The organism is Microcystis sp. M53602_WE12 (genome assembly GCF_030065455.1).
Taxonomy (GTDB): domain Bacteria; phylum Cyanobacteriota; class Cyanobacteriia; order Cyanobacteriales; family Microcystaceae; genus Microcystis; species Microcystis aeruginosa.
Genome location: NZ_JASJFB010000740.1, coordinates 1 through 18786, shown reverse-complemented (window position 1 = coordinate 18786; position 18786 = coordinate 1). Strand labels below are relative to the sequence as shown.

General features: G+C 44.3%; 23 protein-coding genes. 12 read left to right on the top strand and 11 right to left on the bottom strand.

All coding sequences use genetic code 11. The annotated features are described in order from the left end of the window. Positions 1-436, bottom strand: a 436-nt coding sequence (locus PX482_RS22940) for an RNA-guided endonuclease InsQ/TnpB family protein (RefSeq protein WP_288123067.1), incomplete at its 3' end; no start/stop codon positions are given. Between the two features lie 171 nt (positions 437-607). Here PX482_RS22940 and pyrG point away from each other — a divergent pair. After that, positions 608-2248, top strand: coding sequence for a glutamine hydrolyzing CTP synthase (pyrG, locus tag PX482_RS22935; protein WP_069475568.1), 1641 nt, complete (start codon positions 608-610; stop codon positions 2246-2248). Positions 2249-2329: 81 nt separating this feature from the next. On the opposite strand, the gene PX482_RS22930 is transcribed toward pyrG, so the two are convergent. The 5 genes from PX482_RS22930 to PX482_RS22910 all read right to left on the bottom strand — a co-directional run bounded on the left by PX482_RS22930 (position 2330) and on the right by PX482_RS22910 (position 5771). Next, positions 2330-2647, bottom strand: coding sequence for a 2Fe-2S iron-sulfur cluster-binding protein (locus tag PX482_RS22930; protein WP_004159498.1), 318 nt, complete (start codon positions 2645-2647; stop codon positions 2330-2332). Positions 2648-3038: 391 nt separating this feature from the next. After that, positions 3039-3236 carry a hypothetical protein gene (locus PX482_RS22925; RefSeq protein WP_002731987.1) on the bottom strand — a complete coding sequence of 66 codons (198 nt, stop codon included), beginning with the start codon at positions 3234-3236 and terminating at the stop codon, positions 3039-3041. Between the two features lie 31 nt (positions 3237-3267). Further along, the gene (def, locus tag PX482_RS22920) at positions 3268-3843 is read right to left on the bottom strand and encodes a peptide deformylase (RefSeq protein ID WP_002748816.1); all 576 of its coding nucleotides are present in this window, start codon (positions 3841-3843) and stop codon (positions 3268-3270) included. Positions 3844-4155: 312 nt separating this feature from the next. Next, on the bottom strand, positions 4156-5559 hold the full coding sequence (locus tag PX482_RS22915) for a serine/threonine protein kinase (RefSeq protein WP_004159495.1): 1404 nt from the start codon (positions 5557-5559) through the stop codon (positions 4156-4158). A gap of 11 nt (positions 5560-5570) precedes the next feature. Next, a complete protein-coding gene (locus tag PX482_RS22910; protein ID WP_043999278.1) occupies positions 5571-5771 on the bottom strand; it encodes a hypothetical protein in 201 nt (66 codons plus the stop codon). Positions 5772-5972: 201 nt separating this feature from the next. Between PX482_RS22910 and crtE the strand changes: the two genes are divergently transcribed. From crtE to PX482_RS22875, 7 genes are all read left to right on the top strand, one after another. After that, positions 5973-6902 carry a geranylgeranyl diphosphate synthase CrtE gene (gene crtE / locus PX482_RS22905; RefSeq protein ID WP_288123065.1) on the top strand — a complete coding sequence of 310 codons (930 nt, stop codon included), beginning with the start codon at positions 5973-5975 and terminating at the stop codon, positions 6900-6902. 17 nt (positions 6903-6919) lie between these two features. Further along, complete coding sequence (locus tag PX482_RS22900) at positions 6920-7372, top strand: divergent PAP2 family protein (protein WP_079209560.1); 453 nt, start codon at positions 6920-6922, stop codon at positions 7370-7372. A gap of 861 nt (positions 7373-8233) precedes the next feature. Next, on the top strand, positions 8234-9064 hold the full coding sequence (gene dapB, locus PX482_RS22895) for a 4-hydroxy-tetrahydrodipicolinate reductase (protein ID WP_288025959.1): 831 nt from the start codon (positions 8234-8236) through the stop codon (positions 9062-9064). A gap of 187 nt (positions 9065-9251) precedes the next feature. Further along, positions 9252-9605 (top strand): nucleotidyltransferase family protein, encoded by a 354-nt coding sequence (locus PX482_RS22890; RefSeq protein ID WP_004159488.1) that lies wholly within the window; start codon positions 9252-9254, stop codon positions 9603-9605. Further along, complete coding sequence (locus tag PX482_RS22885; protein WP_004159484.1) at positions 9587-10057, top strand: ribonuclease toxin HepT-like protein; 471 nt, start codon at positions 9587-9589, stop codon at positions 10055-10057. The genes PX482_RS22890 and PX482_RS22885 overlap by 19 nt, the downstream gene beginning before the upstream one ends. Before the next feature lie 26 nt (positions 10058-10083). Continuing rightward, complete coding sequence (locus PX482_RS22880) at positions 10084-10455, top strand: nucleotidyltransferase family protein (protein WP_012264857.1); 372 nt, start codon at positions 10084-10086, stop codon at positions 10453-10455. Further along, on the top strand, positions 10433-10933 hold the full coding sequence (locus PX482_RS22875) for a ribonuclease toxin HepT-like protein (protein WP_004159482.1): 501 nt from the start codon (positions 10433-10435) through the stop codon (positions 10931-10933). Before PX482_RS22880 ends, PX482_RS22875 begins: the two co-directional genes overlap by 23 nt. A 174-nt stretch (positions 10934-11107) precedes the next feature. On the opposite strand, the gene plsY is transcribed toward PX482_RS22875, so the two are convergent. The 3 genes from plsY to PX482_RS22860 all read right to left on the bottom strand — a co-directional run bounded on the left by plsY (position 11108) and on the right by PX482_RS22860 (position 13637). Further along, the gene (plsY, locus tag PX482_RS22870) at positions 11108-11764 is read right to left on the bottom strand and encodes a glycerol-3-phosphate 1-O-acyltransferase PlsY (protein ID WP_004159480.1); all 657 of its coding nucleotides are present in this window, start codon (positions 11762-11764) and stop codon (positions 11108-11110) included. A 69-nt stretch (positions 11765-11833) separates the two neighbouring features. Next, positions 11834-12529 (bottom strand): 3-oxoacyl-ACP reductase FabG, encoded by a 696-nt coding sequence (gene fabG, locus PX482_RS22865; RefSeq protein WP_002798601.1) that lies wholly within the window; start codon positions 12527-12529, stop codon positions 11834-11836. An 82-nt stretch (positions 12530-12611) separates the two neighbouring features. After that, positions 12612-13637, bottom strand: a complete 1026-nt coding sequence (locus PX482_RS22860; RefSeq protein WP_004159479.1) for a daunorubicin resistance protein DrrA family ABC transporter ATP-binding protein — start codon at positions 13635-13637, stop codon at positions 12612-12614. 452 nt (positions 13638-14089) lie between these two features. On the opposite strand from PX482_RS22860, the gene PX482_RS22855 reads away from it, so the two are divergent. Both PX482_RS22855 and lpxD read left to right on the top strand, forming a co-directional pair. Further along, entirely contained in the window at positions 14090-14974 is an 885-nt protein-coding gene (locus tag PX482_RS22855) for an all3515 family Zur-repressed PEP-CTERM protein (protein WP_004159478.1), read from the top strand. Between the two features lie 191 nt (positions 14975-15165). Then, entirely contained in the window at positions 15166-16197 is a 1032-nt protein-coding gene (lpxD, locus tag PX482_RS22850) for a UDP-3-O-(3-hydroxymyristoyl)glucosamine N-acyltransferase (protein WP_288025951.1), read from the top strand. Positions 16198-16199: 2 nt separating this feature from the next. Here the strand turns inward: lpxD and PX482_RS22845 are convergent, their stop codons facing one another. Continuing rightward, positions 16200-16340, bottom strand: a complete 141-nt coding sequence (locus PX482_RS22845) for a hypothetical protein (protein ID WP_288123060.1) — start codon at positions 16338-16340, stop codon at positions 16200-16202. A gap of 1 nt (position 16341) precedes the next feature. On the opposite strand from PX482_RS22845, the gene ggt reads away from it, so the two are divergent. Then, positions 16342-17886: a gamma-glutamyltransferase gene (gene ggt, locus PX482_RS22840; protein ID WP_288025949.1), complete on the top strand. Its 1545-nt coding sequence runs from the start codon at positions 16342-16344 to the stop codon at positions 17884-17886. Positions 17887-17949: 63 nt separating this feature from the next. Here the strand turns inward: ggt and PX482_RS27890 are convergent, their stop codons facing one another. After that, positions 17950-18000 carry a hypothetical protein gene (locus PX482_RS27890; protein ID WP_353852218.1) on the bottom strand — a complete coding sequence of 17 codons (51 nt, stop codon included), beginning with the start codon at positions 17998-18000 and terminating at the stop codon, positions 17950-17952. A gap of 121 nt (positions 18001-18121) precedes the next feature. Here PX482_RS27890 and PX482_RS22835 point away from each other — a divergent pair. Continuing rightward, a partial coding sequence (locus tag PX482_RS22835) for a TolC family protein (RefSeq protein ID WP_288123069.1) occupies positions 18122-18786 on the top strand: 665 nt, incomplete at its 3' end.

Genomic DNA, 18786 nt, shown 5'->3' with positions numbered 1-18786 from the left:
CACAGCTTTCTGGTATTTGTCTTGACCATCGAATAGGTAAAGGTTCTGTGCATTTAGCTAAATAGATTTGTCTGTCTTTAAATTTAAAAGCAGATTTGGTAAATTCGGCACTTCCTCCTTGATGTTTTTTCTTAAAGTTAGGATACTTAGTACGACCAGCCAAGAAATTAGTGAAAGCTGTTTGTAGGTGTCTTAACCCTTGTGGTAAAGGTACACAGCTAACTTCGTTTAAAAAGTCTAATTCTTCTTGTTTTTTCCAATCGGTCAACATTGAAGAAGTTTCAGTATATCCTACTCTTTCTTGTCTTTCATACCAAGCTTGTGTTCGTTCGTGCAGAGCTTTGTTGTAAACTAATCTTACACAGCCCAATGTGCGCCGCAATAGCGACTCTTGTGTTGGTGTTGGGTAAAATCGGTAAGAATAGGCTTTTTCCATATCTCGCATTCTAGCATATATCGTGTAAATGCGCTAAAATCTGACGGTAAAGCCGTCGTAGAACGACGGGGTTTCAGACCCAAATTTTCGATGAAATCTGGGAAAATGACACCGCCCCATCCCGAAAACTCTCACCCCTTGCTAGGTATAATTGATCGCAGGAAAAATTTTATGAGTAAATTTGTCTTTGTCACCGGGGGAGTTGTCTCCAGTATTGGGAAAGGAATTGTCGCCGCTAGTTTGGGAAGATTGTTGAAAAGTCGGGATTATTCCGTCTCAATTCTGAAATTAGACCCCTATATCAACGTGGATCCGGGTACGATGAGTCCTTTTCAACACGGAGAGGTATTTGTCACCGATGATGGGGCCGAAACCGACCTCGACCTTGGCCACTACGAACGTTTTACCGATACGGAACTCTCCCGTCTCAATAGCGTGACTACTGGCTCGATTTATCAAGCGGTATTGAATAAAGAGCGCCGTGGTGCTTATATGGGGGGAACCGTGCAGGTAATTCCCCATATTACCAACGAAATCAAGGAAAGGATTCTCCGGGTGGCCAAAGATACCAACCCCGATATTGTCATCACAGAAATTGGTGGTACGGTGGGAGACATCGAATCTTTGCCTTTTTTAGAAGCAATTAGGCAATTTAGGAAGGATGTAGGTCGAAATAACGTGGTTTATATGCACGTTACCCTAATTCCTTGGATTCCGGCCGCTAAGGAGATGAAAACTAAACCGACGCAACACTCGGTCAAGGAATTAAGATCGATCGGCATTCAACCGGATGTGTTAGTCTGTCGTTGTCATCTACCCCTACAACCGGGGTTAAAAGAAAAACTCTCAGCTTTCTGTGATGTGCCGGTGGAATCGGTGATTACTGCTCAGGATGCCAGCAGTATCTACGAAGTTCCTCTCAATCTGGAAAAAGAGGGATTAGCGCAACAAACCCTAGAATTATTAAACCTGGGTCCCCGATACCCCCATCTGGAGGAGTGGGAAAATCTCATCCGACAGATGCAATCCCCTAGTCAAAAATTAGAGATAGCTATCGTTGGTAAATATGTGCAATTGGGGGACGCTTATCTCTCGGTGGTAGAGGCCTTGAAACACGCTGCTATTGCCCTTGATAGCGAGATAGAATTGCGTTGGGTAAGTGCTGAAGATGTGGATAACGATTCGGCCGAAGCTCATTTAAGCGGTGTTGACGGTATTGTTGTACCCGGTGGTTTTGGTATTAGGGGTGTGGATGGCAAAATTAAGGCGATCGAGTATGCTAGGGTCAATAATATTCCTTTCTTGGGTCTCTGTTTAGGGATGCAGTGTTCGATTATCGAATGGGGTCGCAATGTGGCCCGATTAGAAAGGGCCAATAGTTCCGAATTTGAAGAGGATACACCCAATCCAGTGATTAATTTACTGCCAGAACAGGCAGATGTGGTGGATTTAGGGGGAACAATGCGCTTAGGTCTCTATCCCTGCCGTTTAAATCCCGATAGTCTGGCTTTCTCCCTCTACGGTCAAGAGGTTATCTATGAGCGCCATCGTCACCGTTACGAGTTTAATAATGCCTATCGTAGTCTCTTTTTCGAGACTGGTTATCTGGTGAGTGGCACTTCTCCTGATGGTCGTTTGGTGGAAATTATCGAACTACCAAAACATCCTTTCTTTATTGCTACCCAATTTCACCCCGAATTTCGCTCTCGTCCCAATAAAGCTCATCCTCTCTTTTCTGGTTTCATGAAAGCGGCCCTTAAGGGTAGAGAGGAAAAGTTTTCCCTGAGTAGTCAGCATTCAGCTATTAGTTAGGGTTTGCTGGTTCTATTGGCTCAAAATCTGGTTTTTTGGGGGGAAACCCCCGAAAATTTGTCATCTTAACCCCAGTTTGTCCTAGGGTTTCCCGAATTGACGTTGATAAACTACTTCTTCCTTGCCAGATTCCAGTTTAATATCCGAGCGAGGATAGGCCACACATAACAAAGCATAGCCTTCTTTTTGCAGGTCGGGGGATAATCCCATGCCCTCTCCTTGTTCGACGCTACCCTGGGAAAGTTGAGCGGCGCAGGTAGTACATACGCCCGCATTGCAAGAACTGGGTAAGTCAATCCCCGCATCGTAGGCTGCCTTTAGTATAGTTTGATCTTCCCTAACTTCGATCGTTTGTGTTGTTCCTAAATGGGAAATTTCTACTTTGTAGGTTGTGGTCATAGCTAATGAATGATGCTTTGAACTTCACCTATTTTATCATTCTAGATTGCGGATAGAGGAGAGAGGGGGGAAATCTTTACCTAATCAGATTTTCACCGATCGGCAGATAATTGATTGTCATGAAAGATGATAAGTAGGTAGGCGTTAAAAATTATCAGACACCACCCTTATCAACGGGGGACTAAGGGTAGGGTTGATTCATGAATCAACCCTACTATGAATCAACCCTAGTACTAAGGGGGTATCGAACCTAAAAACTATTTTTAATTTAATTATAACCAGCTACTTAAAGTCCTCAAAAGTAGTAACTTTTTCTGGCAATTTGTCCTGTAGTTAAAACAAACAAAAGAGAGAAATAAATTCTCTCTTCTGCAACCGAGGGGAAGTTATTCTATTTGTAATTGGCTCTCGTGTCTTTAACCGCCGCCCAAAAAAATAGGGCTGTTAGTGGCACACTTGCCGCTAGAATTAGGCCAGTGGTGGTATTGCCTAAATCCGGTTCTCCCGAACTAATTTCAAAGACACAACCCACACCAGCGATCGCTGCAATACAGGATAATAACAATAAAACGCCGCTTTTCGGGGTCATCTTCACTCCTCACCTAAATTAACTAATGCCTTTATTTTGTCACTTTCTCGACCGGTTTCACCGCTTGCACGGAAAAACCGTGTTTTTTTAATTCTTCATTGAGTGCCAAATCGTTATCTACTCTGTCCACGAACATGACACCATTAAGATGGTCCATTTCGTGTTGAATTACCCGCGCTAGTAAACCGTTAGCTTGCAGTTTTCGCGGTTTCCCCTGTTCATCTTTATAACTCACTTCGATCGCTTGGGGACGGATGACATCTAAAAACACATCGGGAATACTCAAACAACCCTCTTCCGCTTTGCACAATTCCCGACTATAACCGATAATTTGGGGATTAATCAGAATTAGGGGCGGATTTTCGGGTTTATCGTGTTCACAATCGATGACAATCAATTGTTTATTGACTGCCACTTGCGGAGCCGCTAAACCGATACCATTGGAACTATACATAGTTTGCAGCATTTCTCTGGCTAATTGGCGGATGCTGTCATCGACTTTAGCAATCCGCTTGGCCGGTTGACGCAGGACTCGATCGCCGAGATAATGCAGTTCTAAAGGGGGTTTTTCTAATTTGCGTTTTTCTACGGTAATAGTGGCGCTCATAAACTTAATTATCGATGGGATGCACAATTTTGATCTTAGTCACTGGCTCTGGGGGATTTCTCAGGAAAAGGGAGAAAAAAGCCGAGACTCTTCATAAAATTTTACACCGCTCACAGACAGTTCGTCCATATCAGGGGGTGGGAAGTGGGGAGAGGGGAGATTTTTCAGTTATCAGTAAGCAGTAAACAGTAATCAGTGGGGAAGTGGGGAGATTTTTCAGTTATCAGTAAGCAGTAATCAGTAATCAGTGGGGGAGAACGGAGAAGGGAGAAGGGAGAGGGGAGAAGGGAGAAAAAAGCTGATTGCAACCGGCTACTTATTAGTAATTGGTATTCCTAACCATTGACTCAATTCCGCTGCTAACCATTCAATTTCGGGTTGACTCAGATATTCTTTTGTTTTACTGCTAATAGTATATTCTTTAGTCCCCGCCCAAATAGTTAAAGCCATCGGCACATAAACTCGATCGCCATCACCATCTTTGCTATGATAACTATCAGCTTTCACCAGTTTATTAATATGTTCCCGTGCCATTTTCTTTTTGCCCGGAAGTGTCAAACCCCAAATTCGCTGAATGGCAACAATTTCTTGACTATCAATAGTGATAATTTCCTCCCCTTTGAGACAATAAATAATCTGGTAAAGCAGTCCTAAACCTACAAACCAAAAAGGCACGGAAAAGGAAAAGAGCAGAAAAAACCAACTCATCCACAGAGGAGTAGAAACGGCTCCTCCTGTCCATAATAATAAAAAAGCGTTCCAAGCGATGGCAAAGGCTCCAAAAAAAATTAATTTAGGGGTAAAACCTTCGGGAGGTAAAGATATTTTAATTTTCTCCTCGCTTTTTTGCAACTGTACCCGACTCCCTGCGGGTTTTTCAAGGTTCGAGGAAGTTAATTGAATTTCGTGGAGAGTATTTAAAGCTTGATTTGCTGCTTGTGCTGAAATAAACCTTTTCTCGAGACTAGGTTCAAGTAATTGCCCTAACCAATGAACAAAAGCAGGGCTTAAATTGGCTAAATTATTTAATTGAATCTTGCCATCTTTTTGGGGTAAATCTGCGGGATGAATGCCTGTAGCTAGATAGATTAAAGTCGCTCCTAAACTGTATAAATCAGAAGCGGCAACGGTGCGACCACCGAATTGTTCGGGGGGCATATAACCGTAGGTTCCGACGATAGTTAAAGTGGCCTGTTCCTGTTGAGCAACAGTCTGGACAGAACCAAAATCAATTAAATAGACATTGCCGATACTATGGCCCGATCGATCTTTTAGTAAAATATTACTAGGTTTCAAATCCCGGTGGATAATTGGCGGGTTAAGTCCATGGAGATAAATTAAAATACCTAGGATAGATTTAGCTAATTCTTGCAGGTCTGATTCACTAAATTTGCGACCATTTTCTATCTGTTCCTTGAGAGATTTAGCCTCGATATAACTCTGAACAAGGGCAAAACCTTGATAGGTATCGGTGCGAACTTCAAAATAGTCGATATATTCAGGAATCGAGCGACAATCTAGATGTTTAAGAGTTTCGGCCTCCCGTTCAAAGAGTTTTAAATCTGTCCATTCAAAATCGGGACTGAAGATTAATAATTTGACGACAACAGTAGTACCCGTTTTTAGATCTTGGGCGAGAAAAGTGCGTCTTCCGGTTTGTTTACCTAACTGACTTTGAATTTGGTATCGATCGCCTAAAATTTGCCCTGGCAGCATACAATATATTCCTAGGATAATCCTACTTCTAGGCTAATCGAGAAATTTCTAAACTGCAAGCTAAGAAAACGGAAGTTTGACCGAATCATCAAAACTTTAGCATCTCCGATGATAACTGCGGCGAAATTCAATTGTATCGCCCGTTTTTCGCTAATCCCTAGACTGGGCTGCTGAGGGAGGTATTTTTTCAGGTTAAAAGAGAAAATAGGCATCAGAAAAGAAAATTAGACCCTCTCCGTCTGGGAAAATGTAGTACAAGTGTTCAGAATGTCAATTCTGGCACTCCCATGCAGTCTGAAGGCGTAATTTAGACAGTCAACAGCTTAGGGGACAAGGGAGCGGTCAGTTTAATTCCGATCGAGGTGGAGTTTCCTGATATAGTTTTAAAAGCAGTCGGTTCAAGACAAAAAGACATGGTTACTAGGGGCGAACAAGGGGTAGAAGTGAGGAAAAACGAGAGCTTTTCTCTGGCTTCCTATCTAGAGGAAAAGCGGTTAATTGTCGAGTCAGCTTTAGATAGCTCTTTAGTTATCGGCAATCCTGCCAAAATCTACGAGGCGATGCGCTATTCTCTCCTCGCCGGTGGCAAACGGCTGCGGCCGATTTTATGTCTGGCTACCTGTGAATTGATGGGGGGTTCCCTAGAGATGGCTTTACCCACCGCTTGCGCCCTAGAAATGATTCACACTATGTCATTAATTCATGACGATTTACCCGCCATGGATAACGATGATTACCGACGCGGGAAATTAACCAATCATAAGGTTTTTGGCGAAGATATCGCTATTTTAGCTGGGGATGGTCTCCTGGCCTACGCTTTCGAGTATGTGGCTACCCAGACTCGTAATGTACCTCCTGTACAGATTTTAGAGGTAATTGCCCGTTTAGGTCGCACTGTCGGGGCAGCGGGTTTGGTGGGAGGTCAGGTTTTAGACTTGGAATCCGAAGGAAAACCCGATATTTCGGCAGAAACTCTCGGTTTTATCCATACTCAGAAAACGGGGGCCCTGTTGGAGACTTCTGTGGTGTCGGGGGCAGTTTTAGCGGGGGCAAAAGGGGAAGATATAGCTAAATTAGCCCGCTATGCCCAAAATATTGGCTTGGCTTTCCAAATTATCGATGATGTTCTCGATATCACGGCGACAAAGGAGGAATTAGGTAAAACCGCCGGTAAGGATCTACAGGCACAAAAAGCCACCTATCCCAGTCTCTGGGGGATAGAAGGGTCCCGCCAGCAAGCTCAACAGTTAATAGACAGTGCCATCGGTGAATTGAGTAGCTACGATGAGGCCGCTGAACCTTTACGGGCCATCGCCGAGTATATTGTTAATCGTAAAAATTAAATTAAACGAATGAGATTATGCAGGACTTCGAGCAGGTGTTACACAATCAAATACTGCTAGTCTCTCTTTTAGCTTGTTTCACTGCCCAGGGACTAAAAGCGCTGATTGAGTTAATCCGCGATGGTAAGGTGAGTCTGCGCTATCTAGTCTCGTCGGGAGGAATGCCTAGCGCTCACTCGGCGCTGGTGGGGGCCTTGGCGACTGGGGTAGGATTACAGATGGGTTGGTCTAGTCCCGAATTTGCGATTGCGGCGCTTTTTGCGGTTATTGTTATGTATGATGCGGCTGGAGTGCGTCAGGCAGCAGGAAAACAGGCCCGGATTCTCAATCAAATTATCGATGAAATGTTCCAGGAGGGCAAGGAATTTAACGAGGAACGTTTAAAGGAATTAATTGGTCATACTCCTTTTCAAGTGCTGGTCGGTTTAAGTTTGGGTATCGGTATCGCCCTGGTGCTGCTCTGTCATTAATTGAGGTGTTTTCTGGGGTTGAGATAAACTAGATTTAAGAACTGAAAATCCGGGGTAATCACTCATGTTACAATCCCTAAAAATTGAGGGCTTTTGCGGTTTTCAAAGTTTTGAGATGGCCAATCTTGGTACGCCAATTCAAATTTGAAACGCATCAGCAGCAATGTTTGAGATAGAGGCAAAAAGGAATCAAAGTTACAGGAATCCACTCAACAAAGTGCTGATAACTGGGTAAATTGGCACAAGCATCGCTCCAGTATTCAGCTACATGGTCTAAATAGGGTTTGCGGCAAAAAGTTTGTTGGTGGGGTTAGGAGTCAGTAGCCGGTCGTCAGTAGCCGGTCGTCGGGAGTTTCAGGCTTTGTTGCCCTCTCTTTTTTGTACCAACTTATGTACTATAATAAGGATAATGCAAGGTTTTTGATGGTCCCAATCCGATTTTCGCAGCATGAACATCGGATTTTAACAGGTCAAAAGCCTTATTTTAAAAGGGTTTTACCATTATTCAGCAAACCCTAAATAATCAGTTTTTAATAACCGGATTTAGTATTATTGGATAAGCCTTTCCACTGAGAAGATGTACCAGACTGAGCCTGAATCCGCCGTATGAAAAGCGATTAAAATCGTCATAATTTCCCCCAGACATAAGCTTATTTTTCGTTGTCGAGTCTTCAGTCCATAAGCAAGTAAGCTTTTTGAGCATTGAGGTGCAAATTATTGGCAAAAATCATCGACAGGACAGAATAAAGCATCTATACTAACTCTAGGGCAAGGTGGCTGAATGGTTTTCTGTTTTTCAGCAGATCACTTCTCCCTTTTCTTATCCCGAACTCAGGTTATATATAAGGAGAATAATTAACCATGACCGAAAATAGAGGCCCGATTCCCGTAGTTGTCAACGGTGCAGCCGGCAAAATGGGACGGGAAGTCATTAAAGCCGTTGCTCGTGCCGACGATATGATCTTAGTGGGTGCAGTGGATCGAAATCCAGCTTTTCGAGGTCAAGATGTGGGGGAAGTGGCCGGTTGTGAACCCCTAGAAGTGCCGATTCTCGAGGATTTGCAGAGTGTTTTAGTCCTGGCAACTCAGGAAAAAGTGCAAGGGGTGATGGTGGATTTTACCCATCCCGACGGTGTTTATGACAATACCCGCAGTGCGATCGCCTATGGAGTGCGTCCCGTGGTGGGAACTACGGGATTATCGCCGGCACAACTACAAGATTTAGCCGAATTTGCCGAAAAAGCCAGCACCGGCTGTTTAGTTATCCCCAATTTTTCCCTTGGCATGGTTTTACTACAACAGGCTGCCCTGCAAGCATCCCGCTACTTTGATCATCTGGAAATTATCGAACTGCATCACAATCAAAAAGCAGACGCACCCAGTGGAACGGCGCTCAAAACCGCCGAATTACTGGCAGAATTAGGTAAAACCTTTAATCCTGCCCAAGTTTCCGAAAAAGAAACTATCCCCGGCGCTAGAGGCGGTTTAACTGCTGAGAACATCCGTATTCATAGCGTGCGTTTACCCGGTTTAATTGCCCACCAAGAAGTCATTTTCGGTTCCCCCGGGGAAATCTATACCCTTCGTCATGATACCAGCGATCGCTCCTGTTATATGCCGGGGGTTCTCCTCTCTATCCGCAAAGTTACTCAGCTGCAATCCCTCGTTTACGGTTTAGAAAAAATCCTCTAAATCAAGATAGGTAGTGATTTTATGGTAGTGGTAATAGCTCAAACCTTTGCTAATTGGGCATTGTCGTCATCAATAAAGTACCAAACAGTTCGGCACCCCCCTGATCAAGGTTAGGGGGGATCGAAGGCACAATCTATCTTCTATTTAATTAGAACCACTTACTTAAACTCAATGGTAAAATAAGCCCATGAGCGCTTTTCCTACCCCAGAACTCGATAAAATCCTCAAAGAAAAAGATATTCAAAGAGAACAGCAAAGACAAACCCTGCTGGCGAAAACTCAACAATGGCTTCATGAAAATGCTGTAAAATACGGAATTAATCGAGCTTATATCTTTGGCTCCGTGACTCGTCCCTATAAATTTCACCCCGGTTCTGATGTGGATATTGCCGTCGAAAATATCAATCCCGCACTGCACTTTGAGGCTATTAGTATTCTGTCCTATTATCTGGGGAGAGAGGTGGATATTATTCTGCTGAAAAACTGTCATTTTGCCCACCGAATTCGGGAAGAAGGAATTTTATGGACAACCGACAACTAATCCTGTTGAAAGCTGATATAAATGCTCAATTACAGTTAATCAAAGCGATCGATGGTAAACTAGCTGTTAGAGCCGAAGGTGTTAATCCCGATGATGTCATTCGCCTGGAAAGCATTGCCTATCAAATCCATAATTTATACAGTGCCACTGAGGATTTACTTAAAATAGTGGCTACCTGTTTTGAAAATCATATTGCCGATACTCGGCAATGGCATACAGCCTTATTAAACAGAATGACTGTCCCTATCCCCGGAATTCGTCCTGCTTTTATTTCTTCAGAAACCGCCGCTTTGTTAAATAGTTTGCGAGGATTTCGGCACTTTTTTCGTCATGCCTACGGCACAAATATTGATTATGAGCAATTGAAAGTTAATTTAGACAGGGCAAGAAAAATCTACAGAAACTTAGAAAAAGATATTCAAATTTTCTTTGAACAATGGGCAGAAAGTTAAGCTAAATCCTCGATATTATAATGATTATGTCGGTTAATAATCCCTATCTTGAATACTGGCAAAAACGCCAAAAAGAACAGCAGGAATATAATCAAAAATTAGCTCAAGAGGCAAGGAAAAATCTTCCGCCAGTTATTGATTATTTAAAAGAAAATTTCCCAATTACAAAAATTATCCTGTTTGGTTCTCTAGTTAAAGGTAAATTTCAGGAAACTTCTGATATTGATCTAGCAGTGGCTGGCATACCCCCAGAAAGTTTTTTTCAAGCTTTAGGAAAAGTTAATTTAATTAGCGCTCGCTGGATTGATTTAAAGCCTATAGAAGACTTAGAACCTCATTTTCTTAAAAGAGTTTTGCAAACAGGAGAATGTCTTTATGCGTCCGATGAGTGCCAGTGAATTACAAGAAATCGCCCTTGATATTGCCACTGAAGTTAATAGATTAAATCGGCTAGAAAGCCAAATGCGTTTAGTTCAAGCGGAAATGCTAACCAACCCGGCACTAGCCCATATTTGTGCCGAAAGTTTAGCCCTAAAACTCCATAACTTCTATACAGGATGTGAACGAATTTTTCAAATTATCGCTTCTGAGTTAAATGGTGGCTTACCATCTAGTTATGACTGGCATAGAAGGCTATTAAATCGTATGAGCAAACCTCAAGATTATCGTCCTGCTGTATTACGAGAAGATACCGTGCATAAACTTAATGAATACCTAAGCTTTCGGCACGTTGTTCGCAATATCTACGGTTTTGAATTGGAAAAACAAAAACTAGAAAATCTGGTTAATAACTATTATAATACATGGCTACAAGTCCAAGAAGATATTAATAGTTTTATCCTTTGGTTAAAAACCACAGCAGACAGTCTTAATTAAACCTCAAAGACAAGATTGCTTGTTGAGATGGGGAAAGAGGCAACACCCCCCCAACCCTACCCGACGTCGGGGGGAGATTTAGCTAATCTAAGGATAGGCGGTTAAAATGCGTCTTAGCCTATTCTTGAGCCGTCAACTTCATTTCACAGTGGTTATTCTGACTTGAGAAAGTTATTAACTTACTTCCGATGATTGCTGTACTTTCTGGCCTATTTTCGGTTCCGTCCCTGCCAACAATCTTTTAATATTACCCTGATGACGAACAATCACATAGATTCCCCCCATCAAACTAAATAAAATATAGGGGAGAGGTTGACCTAAAATAACCATTAAAATATTCACCACCAGCGCCCCGATAATCGAACCTAAAGAAACAATCCGGAAAAGTGCCAGAATAACTAAAAAACTCGCCAAAGTTCCGCAAGCCACTAGGGGATTCATCACCAATAAAACCCCTAAACTGGTGGCGACGGATTTACCACCGCTAAAATTCAAGAAAATCGATTTACTATGACCGATGATTGCCCCCAATGCTGCCCCGATAATTAACCAATAATACCAACTTTCTGGGAGAGGATTGACATCCATAAAATATAGTCCTCGTACCAGGGCCACCGCCGCCATTCCTTTTAACATATCAATTAATAACACCATCGCCCCGGCAGATTTTCCCAGAGTTCTTAGCACATTGGTGGCCCCAGTGGAACCGGAACCATAGTCACGAATATCGATACCTTTGCTGTATTTACCGATTAAATAACCCGTGGGAATCGAACCGAGCAGATAGGATAAAAGTAAGATAGTAAGACTGATAAGAATCGGAATAAGCATAAATTAACCCCAATTTTTAGCAAGAGCGAGCGCCGTCATCAGTGTATCAGCCCGAAGACAAAAAACCACTCACAGGGAACCATAGACGGGAATTGCCGCCCCGCGCAAGTCTTTCGCCCCTTCCCCTGCCAGAAAACAGATCACCTCGGCTAGAGATTGGGGACTTACCCAGTCCTTGGCATTTGCCTCTCCCATCGCTTCCCGGTTGCCCGGAGTATCGATAATACTGGGCAAAACCACGTTAGCGGTAATATTAGTCTGTTTGGTTTCTTCTGCGATCGCTTGGGTTAAAGCCACTACCGCCGCTTTCGAGGCACAATAGGCGGCCAAATTTGCCCCCGGTTGTACGGCACCACGAGAACCGATAGTGACGATACGACCATAATTATGAAGTTTCATCGAGCGTAAACAGTGTTTACACAGTAAAAAAGTGCTATGGAGGTTTAAATCGAACATTTTTAGCCAATCTTCATAGCTAAACTCCTCCGTCGCCCCCATGGTAAAACCCCCGACTAGATGAATTAAGACATCGACCCGACCGAGATCATCAATTAATCTAGCCACGGCAGTTTCTTGGGTTAAATCCACCCTGACAAAGCGAATACGCTCAAATTCCGCCGCACTCAGCCGAGATTTCAGACGACCTACCTCCCTTTCCTCCCGATAGGTCATGGTTAGATGACCGCCATGGTGTAAAACCGCCGGAGTGACTCCTAAACCCAGTCCTCCCGTACCGCCGGTCAGCAATACCCGTTTATCTTTCATATTGATTGATATATAATCGATCGCTCCAATTATAGATGATTTAACCGGGCAATTAGGCAATATTACAGCCTTTCTCGCCGGACTAGGATTCCTTCATCGCTTGTTTTTTCTCCGCCTTGAGGTCGCGACTGCTGGCGGCGGCAATTTCCGCATCCATCAGGGTGCGTCCGGTGGCCGCCAGATAGACATCATCGAGACTAGGACGGGATTGGGCCATGCTGAACACGGGTAATCCCGATTCGGCTAGGGTTTGTTCAATTTTGCTTAAAGGATTGCTATTGGCCGCCACGATGAGATTCAGGGAGTTACCCTGGACGGTATTAACGATCACTTCCTCGACAAAAGGCAGACGGGATAATAACTCTTTCGCTTTTAGGGCTTCTTCCTCTGGGGAAAATTCTCGCACTTTTAGGGTAATGCGATCGCCGCCCAGTTGCTCCTTCAGTTGTGAGGGGGTACCGCGAGCGATGACGATACCATTGTCGATAATTGCCAAGTTATCGGCCAAGGCGTCAATTTCTTCGAGATAATGGCTGGTAATTAATACACTGGTTCCGGCCGCCCGCAATTGTCGCAGAAAATCCCAGACAATCAAACGACTTTCGATATCGAGTCCCACAGTCGGTTCATCCAGCACCAAAACTTCCGGCTGATGCAGTAATCCCGCCGCTAAATCCAGCCGTTTTTTGATGCCGCCGGAATAGGTTCCTGTTTTTTTGTCGGCGTATTCCTCTAATCCTAAAAGATTTATTAATTCTTTGATGCGCTCTCTTGACTTTTGAGGGGGAATGTGATAGAGAGCCGCTTGTAGTTGCAACAGTTCCCGGCCGGTGAGCATTTTATCGAGGGCGACTTCTTGGGCAACGTAACCCAGGCGTTTACGGGCGGATTTGGGGTTATTCAGGGCATCGACACCCCCCACCTCGATTTTGCCGCCATCGGGTTTAGCAAGGGTACAAAGACAGCGAATCGTGGTGGTTTTCCCCGCACCATTGGGACCGAGTAAACCGAAGATTTCTCCCGCTGCCACGGTAAAGGAGATATCTTTAACCGCTGCTGTCTGACCGTAGGATTTTTTTAACTTTTTGATCGCCACCGCAAGGGTCATAAGCTGATTTTCGCCGACTTGAGCGAGACAATTTTTTTGTTAACTTTCTTGGTCTATTTTAACCCACATTCCCCACTGCAAAATCTAGTACAGCTTTGTTTATAGCGTTTTTCAGTCTGCTGAGGTACAAAAGTGATGGGTTTTAGGCACTCATGCAAGAGGCAGAAGGCAAAAGGGAAGAAAAATAGGTGTACCTCACTAGCTTAGGAAACGCTATATCTTTTTTGATCAAGATAAACTTTGACGGGATTTGGCCTCATCCCCAGAGGACCCGCTGCTGTTCCAGCGTTGCCTGTTCCTTGATCCACCTCGACCCCTTTAGATGCTCGGGCAACTTATTGGGACAGCATTGTTCACGTTAACTTAAATTAACTTTGTTGGCAAAAGTGAATCGGAACAAGGGTTTTTCGCTAGAATGATAATGATTATCGTTCTAATTAAGGAGAGAAATCATGGTTCTACAGGTCTCTGGGGTAGGATTAGTTTGTGCTGGGAATAAAATCGGCGAAAAAAGCCCTAAATATCCATTTATCGCTGTTAGCTTCATTTTATCGCTTTCTTTCGCCCTGGTAACGGTGGCTAAGGCTGAAGAGCCTGCCATTGGTCAGAGTTTGCCCGAATTTTATATCGGGGTGGATAATCAAATCACCTTAACTCGGGGCATCTATGCGGGATTAGCCAATCCTAACTATAACCGGTTAACTCTTCTGGTTGCTCACCGAGAGGGAACCCCTCATTTTCACGGTATCGGCACTTACAGTTATTCCGGACCGTCTAGTAATCCAGTAGTTAATCCTACTAACAGCAATAATCGCATTCCTGAGACTTCTACAGGATTGCCTCCTCTCTCCTTAATTGCGGGAAAAGGAATTTTTCAGAATAGTTTTGTTAGTGCTGCCACTGGGGAGGAATATAGCAATCTACTGATGCAATCAGTGGCAACTATTAATAATTCCTCTGACTTGGGAGAACAAGCTCTTTTTAACAGTTCTGGGGGACGGTGGAATCGGTCTTTAGGTAATGCCAACCTATCCTTACAACTGTTAGAGATTAGTGATGGATTAACAGTAGCTAACTCTTTAGGACAGACAATTTTAGCTAATGCTGGCGATATCTATGCGATCGGGACTGGTGATAACTTCTCCTTTTTACCGAAGTTTCTTGCCTCTCGACCAGGAAAATATTCAGCCAGTTTTAAGCTGGTAGATCTTAGCCTTTCTTGGGGAGAGTCAGGAATTTTTAACCTAGATTTTCAAACAGTTCCCGAACCATCAACTCTGATCGCCTTAATACTGTTCGGGTCAATTGTATTAACTCGATCGAGTAGTAAAAACTAAAACCAATCGGTTTTGGAGAGAGCAAAATTATCCCCAAAACCGCTCCAGATCGACATCGGCTTTGTTGAAATGGAAAACAGGAATTATTCCCTAAAAAACTGGCAACTTTTTTGACTATAATAACGACAAGATTATCAGTATAGTTTTAAACTATCCTAGGATAAGCCCTATCTCGATCGCAATATATATTTATGAAATTTAGTGAAATTGCCCAAAAATTAAGTCCTTTAGTACAATCCCAGAGTTTGACCGCCTATCCCGACAGAAATCCCCAAATTAAAGCCATAACTCCCATCGAAACCGCCCTAGTCGATACCATTAGCTATATCGAAGGGGGAAAATTTGCTGCCTTTGTCGCCAAAACTGACGCTACTGCCCTAATTCTGCCCCTGGATACCAATTTACAACAACAGGCCGACGAACGCGGCATCGCTTGGTTAGCTAGTGCCAATCCCCGACTTTTATTCGCCCACGCCATCAAATTATTCTATCAACCCTTTCAGCCCCAACCCTACATTCACGCCACCGCCGTGGTGCATCCATCGGCTAAAATCGGCCATAAAGTCGCCATCGGGGCCCATGCCGTGGTAGAAGCCAATGTCACCCTCGGTGATGGGGTGTGCATTCATCCTAACGCCGTTATTTACCCCGGAGTGCATATTGGTGATCGCACAATTCTCCACGCTAACTGTACCATCCATGAACGGGTACAAATCGGCAATGATTGCGTTATCCACAGTGGCGCCGTTATCGGTGCTGAGGGCTTCGGTTTTGTGCCGGTTACCGAAGGCTGGTTTAAGATGGAACAATCCGGTATCGTGGTCTTAGAAGATGGGGTAGAAATTGGCTGTAATAGCACCGTTGATCGCCCGGCAGTGGGAGAAACCCGCATCGGTAGCCAGACTAAGATCGATAATCTCGTCCATATTGCCCATAATTGCCAAATTGGCCAAGCTTGCGCCCTTGCAGGACAGGTAGGCATGGCAGGAGGCGTAAAAGTGGGCAATCGTGTTATTTTAGCGGGACAGGTGGGCATTGCCAATCAAGCGGCGATCGGGGACGGTGCGATCGCAACCGCCCAAACCGGCATTCACAACGATATCGGGGCAGGAGAAGTGGTTTCTGGTTCTCCCGCTATGCCGCATAAACTATTCCTCAAGGTAGCAGCCGCTTACAAGCGTTTACCCGAAATCTATCAAGCGGTTAAGCAGTTGAAAAAATAGCCCTATTCAGGAGACAGGAGACAGGAGACAGGAGACAGGAGATTATTTTTATTTATTCTCCCTTCTCCCCACACCCCACACCCCACACCCCACACCCCACTGATAACTGATAACTGATAACTGATAACTGATAACTGAATCAAAGTGACTCGCAAAAGCAAGGGCGCTATCGCCGCAGGACATCCAAAAACTGCCGAAGCTGGACAATTAATCTTAGAAATGGGCGGAAATGCCTTCGATGCGATAGTTGGCTCGATTTTAGCGGCTTTCGTGGTCGAATTCACCCTCGCTTCGGCGGGGGGCGGCGGTTTTTTACTAGCACATACCAAAGAAAAAGTCAATACCCTTTTTGATTTTTTTTGTCAAACTCCCAAATATAAAAAACCCTTGACAAATATCGACTTTTACCCAGTGGCGATCAATTTTGGTGGTGCTAGTCAAGATTTTCACATTGGCCGAGGTGCGATCGCAACGACCGGAGCGTTACGGGGATTGGAAACAGTGCAGAAAAAACTGGGAAAATTGCCCTTTGCCGTGGTAGCGGAACCAGCGATCGAATATGCTCGACAAGGCTACATTTTGAGCCAATATAACGGCTTTTGCCTGGGTTTACTATCTTCGATTCTGCTCAAAGATAGAGAGGGTTTAAAAGTCTATGCCCCGCAAGGAAAACTCCTCCAAGCTGGCGATCGCTGTGTGATGAGGGATTTTGCCAACAGCTTAGAGGAATTAAGCAAAAAAGGCGTAAAAGACTTTTATGAGGGAGAAATCGCCCACCAAATTGCCAAGGATATGCAGGAGGGTGGTTATCTCACCCTAGAGGATTTAAATCATTACCAAGTCCTTGAGAGAAAACCCCTAAAAACCCAATATCGGGGTTACGAAATACTGACTAATCCGCCTCCTAGTTCTGGGGGAATTCTCCTAGCTTTTGCCCTAAAATTACTAGAAGCAGTTAATTTATCGGCTTTAGAGCATCTAGGAGCCAAACATCTGCAAATTTTAACGGAGGTGATGGCCTTAACCAATCAAGCGCGCGCCCAAGGCTACGATAATTTTATCCATCAGGAGGGAATCGAAGAGCAATTCCTCTCGTCGGAATTTTTAGGCAAATATCCCAATAAATGGGGCAGTACCACCCATATTAGTGTTATCGATGGGGAAGGTAATGCCGCCAGTGCCACCTTTTCCAACGGGGAAGGATCGGCTTATACCGTGCCGGGGACGGGAATTATGCTCAATAATATGATCGGGGAAGCGGACTTAAATCCCTTTGGTTTTCACAATTGGCCGGTTGATCGTCGTTTATCCTCAATGATGTCCCCGACGATGATTTTAGAGGAAGGAAAGCCGCGATTTGTTCTCGGTTCTGGGGGTTCCAATCGCATTCGCACCGCTATTTTGCAGGTTATTAGCAATTTAATCGATTTTCGGCAATCTTTAGCCGATGCGATCGCTGCCTCGCGCATACATTGGGAAAATCAACAATTAGGAATTGAACCTTTAGAAGATCGGGAAAATATGCTCAAAAATCTGGTTTTACCCGCAAATACTCAAGTATCCCGGTGGCAAGAACAAAATATGTTTTTTGGGGGTGTGCATGGGGTGGCAGTGAATGATCGGGGGGAATTAACCGCTACGGGCGATCCGCGTCGGGATGGAGTAGGATTAGTGATTAGGGATTTTTAGGTAATGGGTACAACTTGCAGGCGTAACCCAAGTGCTTGCAAAACCTTAAGAACTGTAGCAAACTCACCGATTACCCTGATTCGACAAAGATTTATAGAGACTCTCCCGTCCCAAACCCGTCTCACGAGCAATACGAGTCAAGCTCCCGTGTTACTATCGGTAATTAGTAATCGGCAAACATAGTGGTGTGAGCTTATTTACTTCTTATCGTTTACTGTTTACTTTCGAGATACTCATGTTGCTCTTGCGTTATGGTATTACCGTGAGTGCGGTGCTTGGGTTGATTTTCTTGGCTGAATCCTCGGTTAAGGCACAAACTCAGTCCGCTGCCGATTTATTGAAGAAACCCCGACCTACTGCCAATCCAGTGTCTCAATTACCCGGTCCATCGGCGGCACCGGCAACCACGGAAGCGGATCCCAAAGCCCCTAATTATCTTAATCCTAGTGGCAATCCCCTAATTTTTCCCACCAAACCAGATGAGGTGAATATTAGGGTAGTACAACCGATCACCTTAAATCAAGCGATCGAATTAGCTTTAAAAAATAATCAGACCTTACAGACAGCCCGGGTCGATTTAGAAATCGCTCGCGCCCAATTAAAGGAACAACAGGCGGCCTTATTACCCACGGCCGAAGCGGAAACCAGTCTCACTCAAGATCAATCGGCAGCTGACCAAAGACAGAATAATTTGGCTCGTCAACAGGGAATCCCAGCAGTTAGACCCGAAGATAGTACCAACTTTCAGGGTCGTGTTAGCATCGTCTATGGGGTTTATACAGGGGGTGAACGGACAGCCCAGATCAAAAGGGCCGAAAAAGTGATCCGGCAACGGGAATTAGAGGTGGAACGAGTCTCGGAACAAACTCGTTTTGATGCCACCGATGCCTATTATGAATT

What these genes read in the sequence shown, in the direction of transcription:
- PX482_RS22925 (WP_002731987.1), bottom strand. Translation starts at nt 3,236, where the DNA reads ATGACCCCGAAAAGCGGCGTTTTATTGTTATTATCCTGTATTGCAGCG.
- PX482_RS22875 (WP_004159482.1), top strand. Translation starts at nt 10,433, where the DNA reads ATGCGTCCGATGAGTGCCAGTGAATTACAAGAAATCGCCCTTGATATT.
- plsY (WP_004159480.1), bottom strand. Translation starts at nt 11,764, where the DNA reads ATGCTTATTCCGATTCTTATCAGTCTTACTATCTTACTTTTATCCTAT.
- PX482_RS22915 (WP_004159495.1), bottom strand. Translation starts at nt 5,559, where the DNA reads ATGCTGCCAGGGCAAATTTTAGGCGATCGATACCAAATTCAAAGTCAG.
- PX482_RS22890 (WP_004159488.1), top strand. Translation starts at nt 9,252, where the DNA reads ATGAGCGCTTTTCCTACCCCAGAACTCGATAAAATCCTCAAAGAAAAA.
- PX482_RS22930 (WP_004159498.1), bottom strand. Translation starts at nt 2,647, where the DNA reads ATGACCACAACCTACAAAGTAGAAATTTCCCATTTAGGAACAACACAA.
- PX482_RS22860 (WP_004159479.1), bottom strand. Translation starts at nt 13,637, where the DNA reads ATGACCCTTGCGGTGGCGATCAAAAAGTTAAAAAAATCCTACGGTCAG.
- fabG (WP_002798601.1), bottom strand. Translation starts at nt 12,529, where the DNA reads ATGAAAGATAAACGGGTATTGCTGACCGGCGGTACGGGAGGACTGGGT.
- pyrG (WP_069475568.1), top strand. Translation starts at nt 608, where the DNA reads ATGAGTAAATTTGTCTTTGTCACCGGGGGAGTTGTCTCCAGTATTGGG.
- PX482_RS22880 (WP_012264857.1), top strand. Translation starts at nt 10,084, where the DNA reads ATGTCGGTTAATAATCCCTATCTTGAATACTGGCAAAAACGCCAAAAA.
- PX482_RS22855 (WP_004159478.1), top strand. Translation starts at nt 14,090, where the DNA reads ATGGTTCTACAGGTCTCTGGGGTAGGATTAGTTTGTGCTGGGAATAAA.
- PX482_RS22885 (WP_004159484.1), top strand. Translation starts at nt 9,587, where the DNA reads ATGGACAACCGACAACTAATCCTGTTGAAAGCTGATATAAATGCTCAA.
- def (WP_002748816.1), bottom strand. Translation starts at nt 3,843, where the DNA reads ATGAGCGCCACTATTACCGTAGAAAAACGCAAATTAGAAAAACCCCCT.
- crtE (WP_288123065.1), top strand. Translation starts at nt 5,973, where the DNA reads ATGGTTACTAGGGGCGAACAAGGGGTAGAAGTGAGGAAAAACGAGAGC.
- PX482_RS22900 (WP_079209560.1), top strand. Translation starts at nt 6,920, where the DNA reads ATGCAGGACTTCGAGCAGGTGTTACACAATCAAATACTGCTAGTCTCT.
- PX482_RS22910 (WP_043999278.1), bottom strand. Translation starts at nt 5,771, where the DNA reads ATGCCTATTTTCTCTTTTAACCTGAAAAAATACCTCCCTCAGCAGCCC.
- dapB (WP_288025959.1), top strand. Translation starts at nt 8,234, where the DNA reads ATGACCGAAAATAGAGGCCCGATTCCCGTAGTTGTCAACGGTGCAGCC.
- lpxD (WP_288025951.1), top strand. Translation starts at nt 15,166, where the DNA reads ATGAAATTTAGTGAAATTGCCCAAAAATTAAGTCCTTTAGTACAATCC.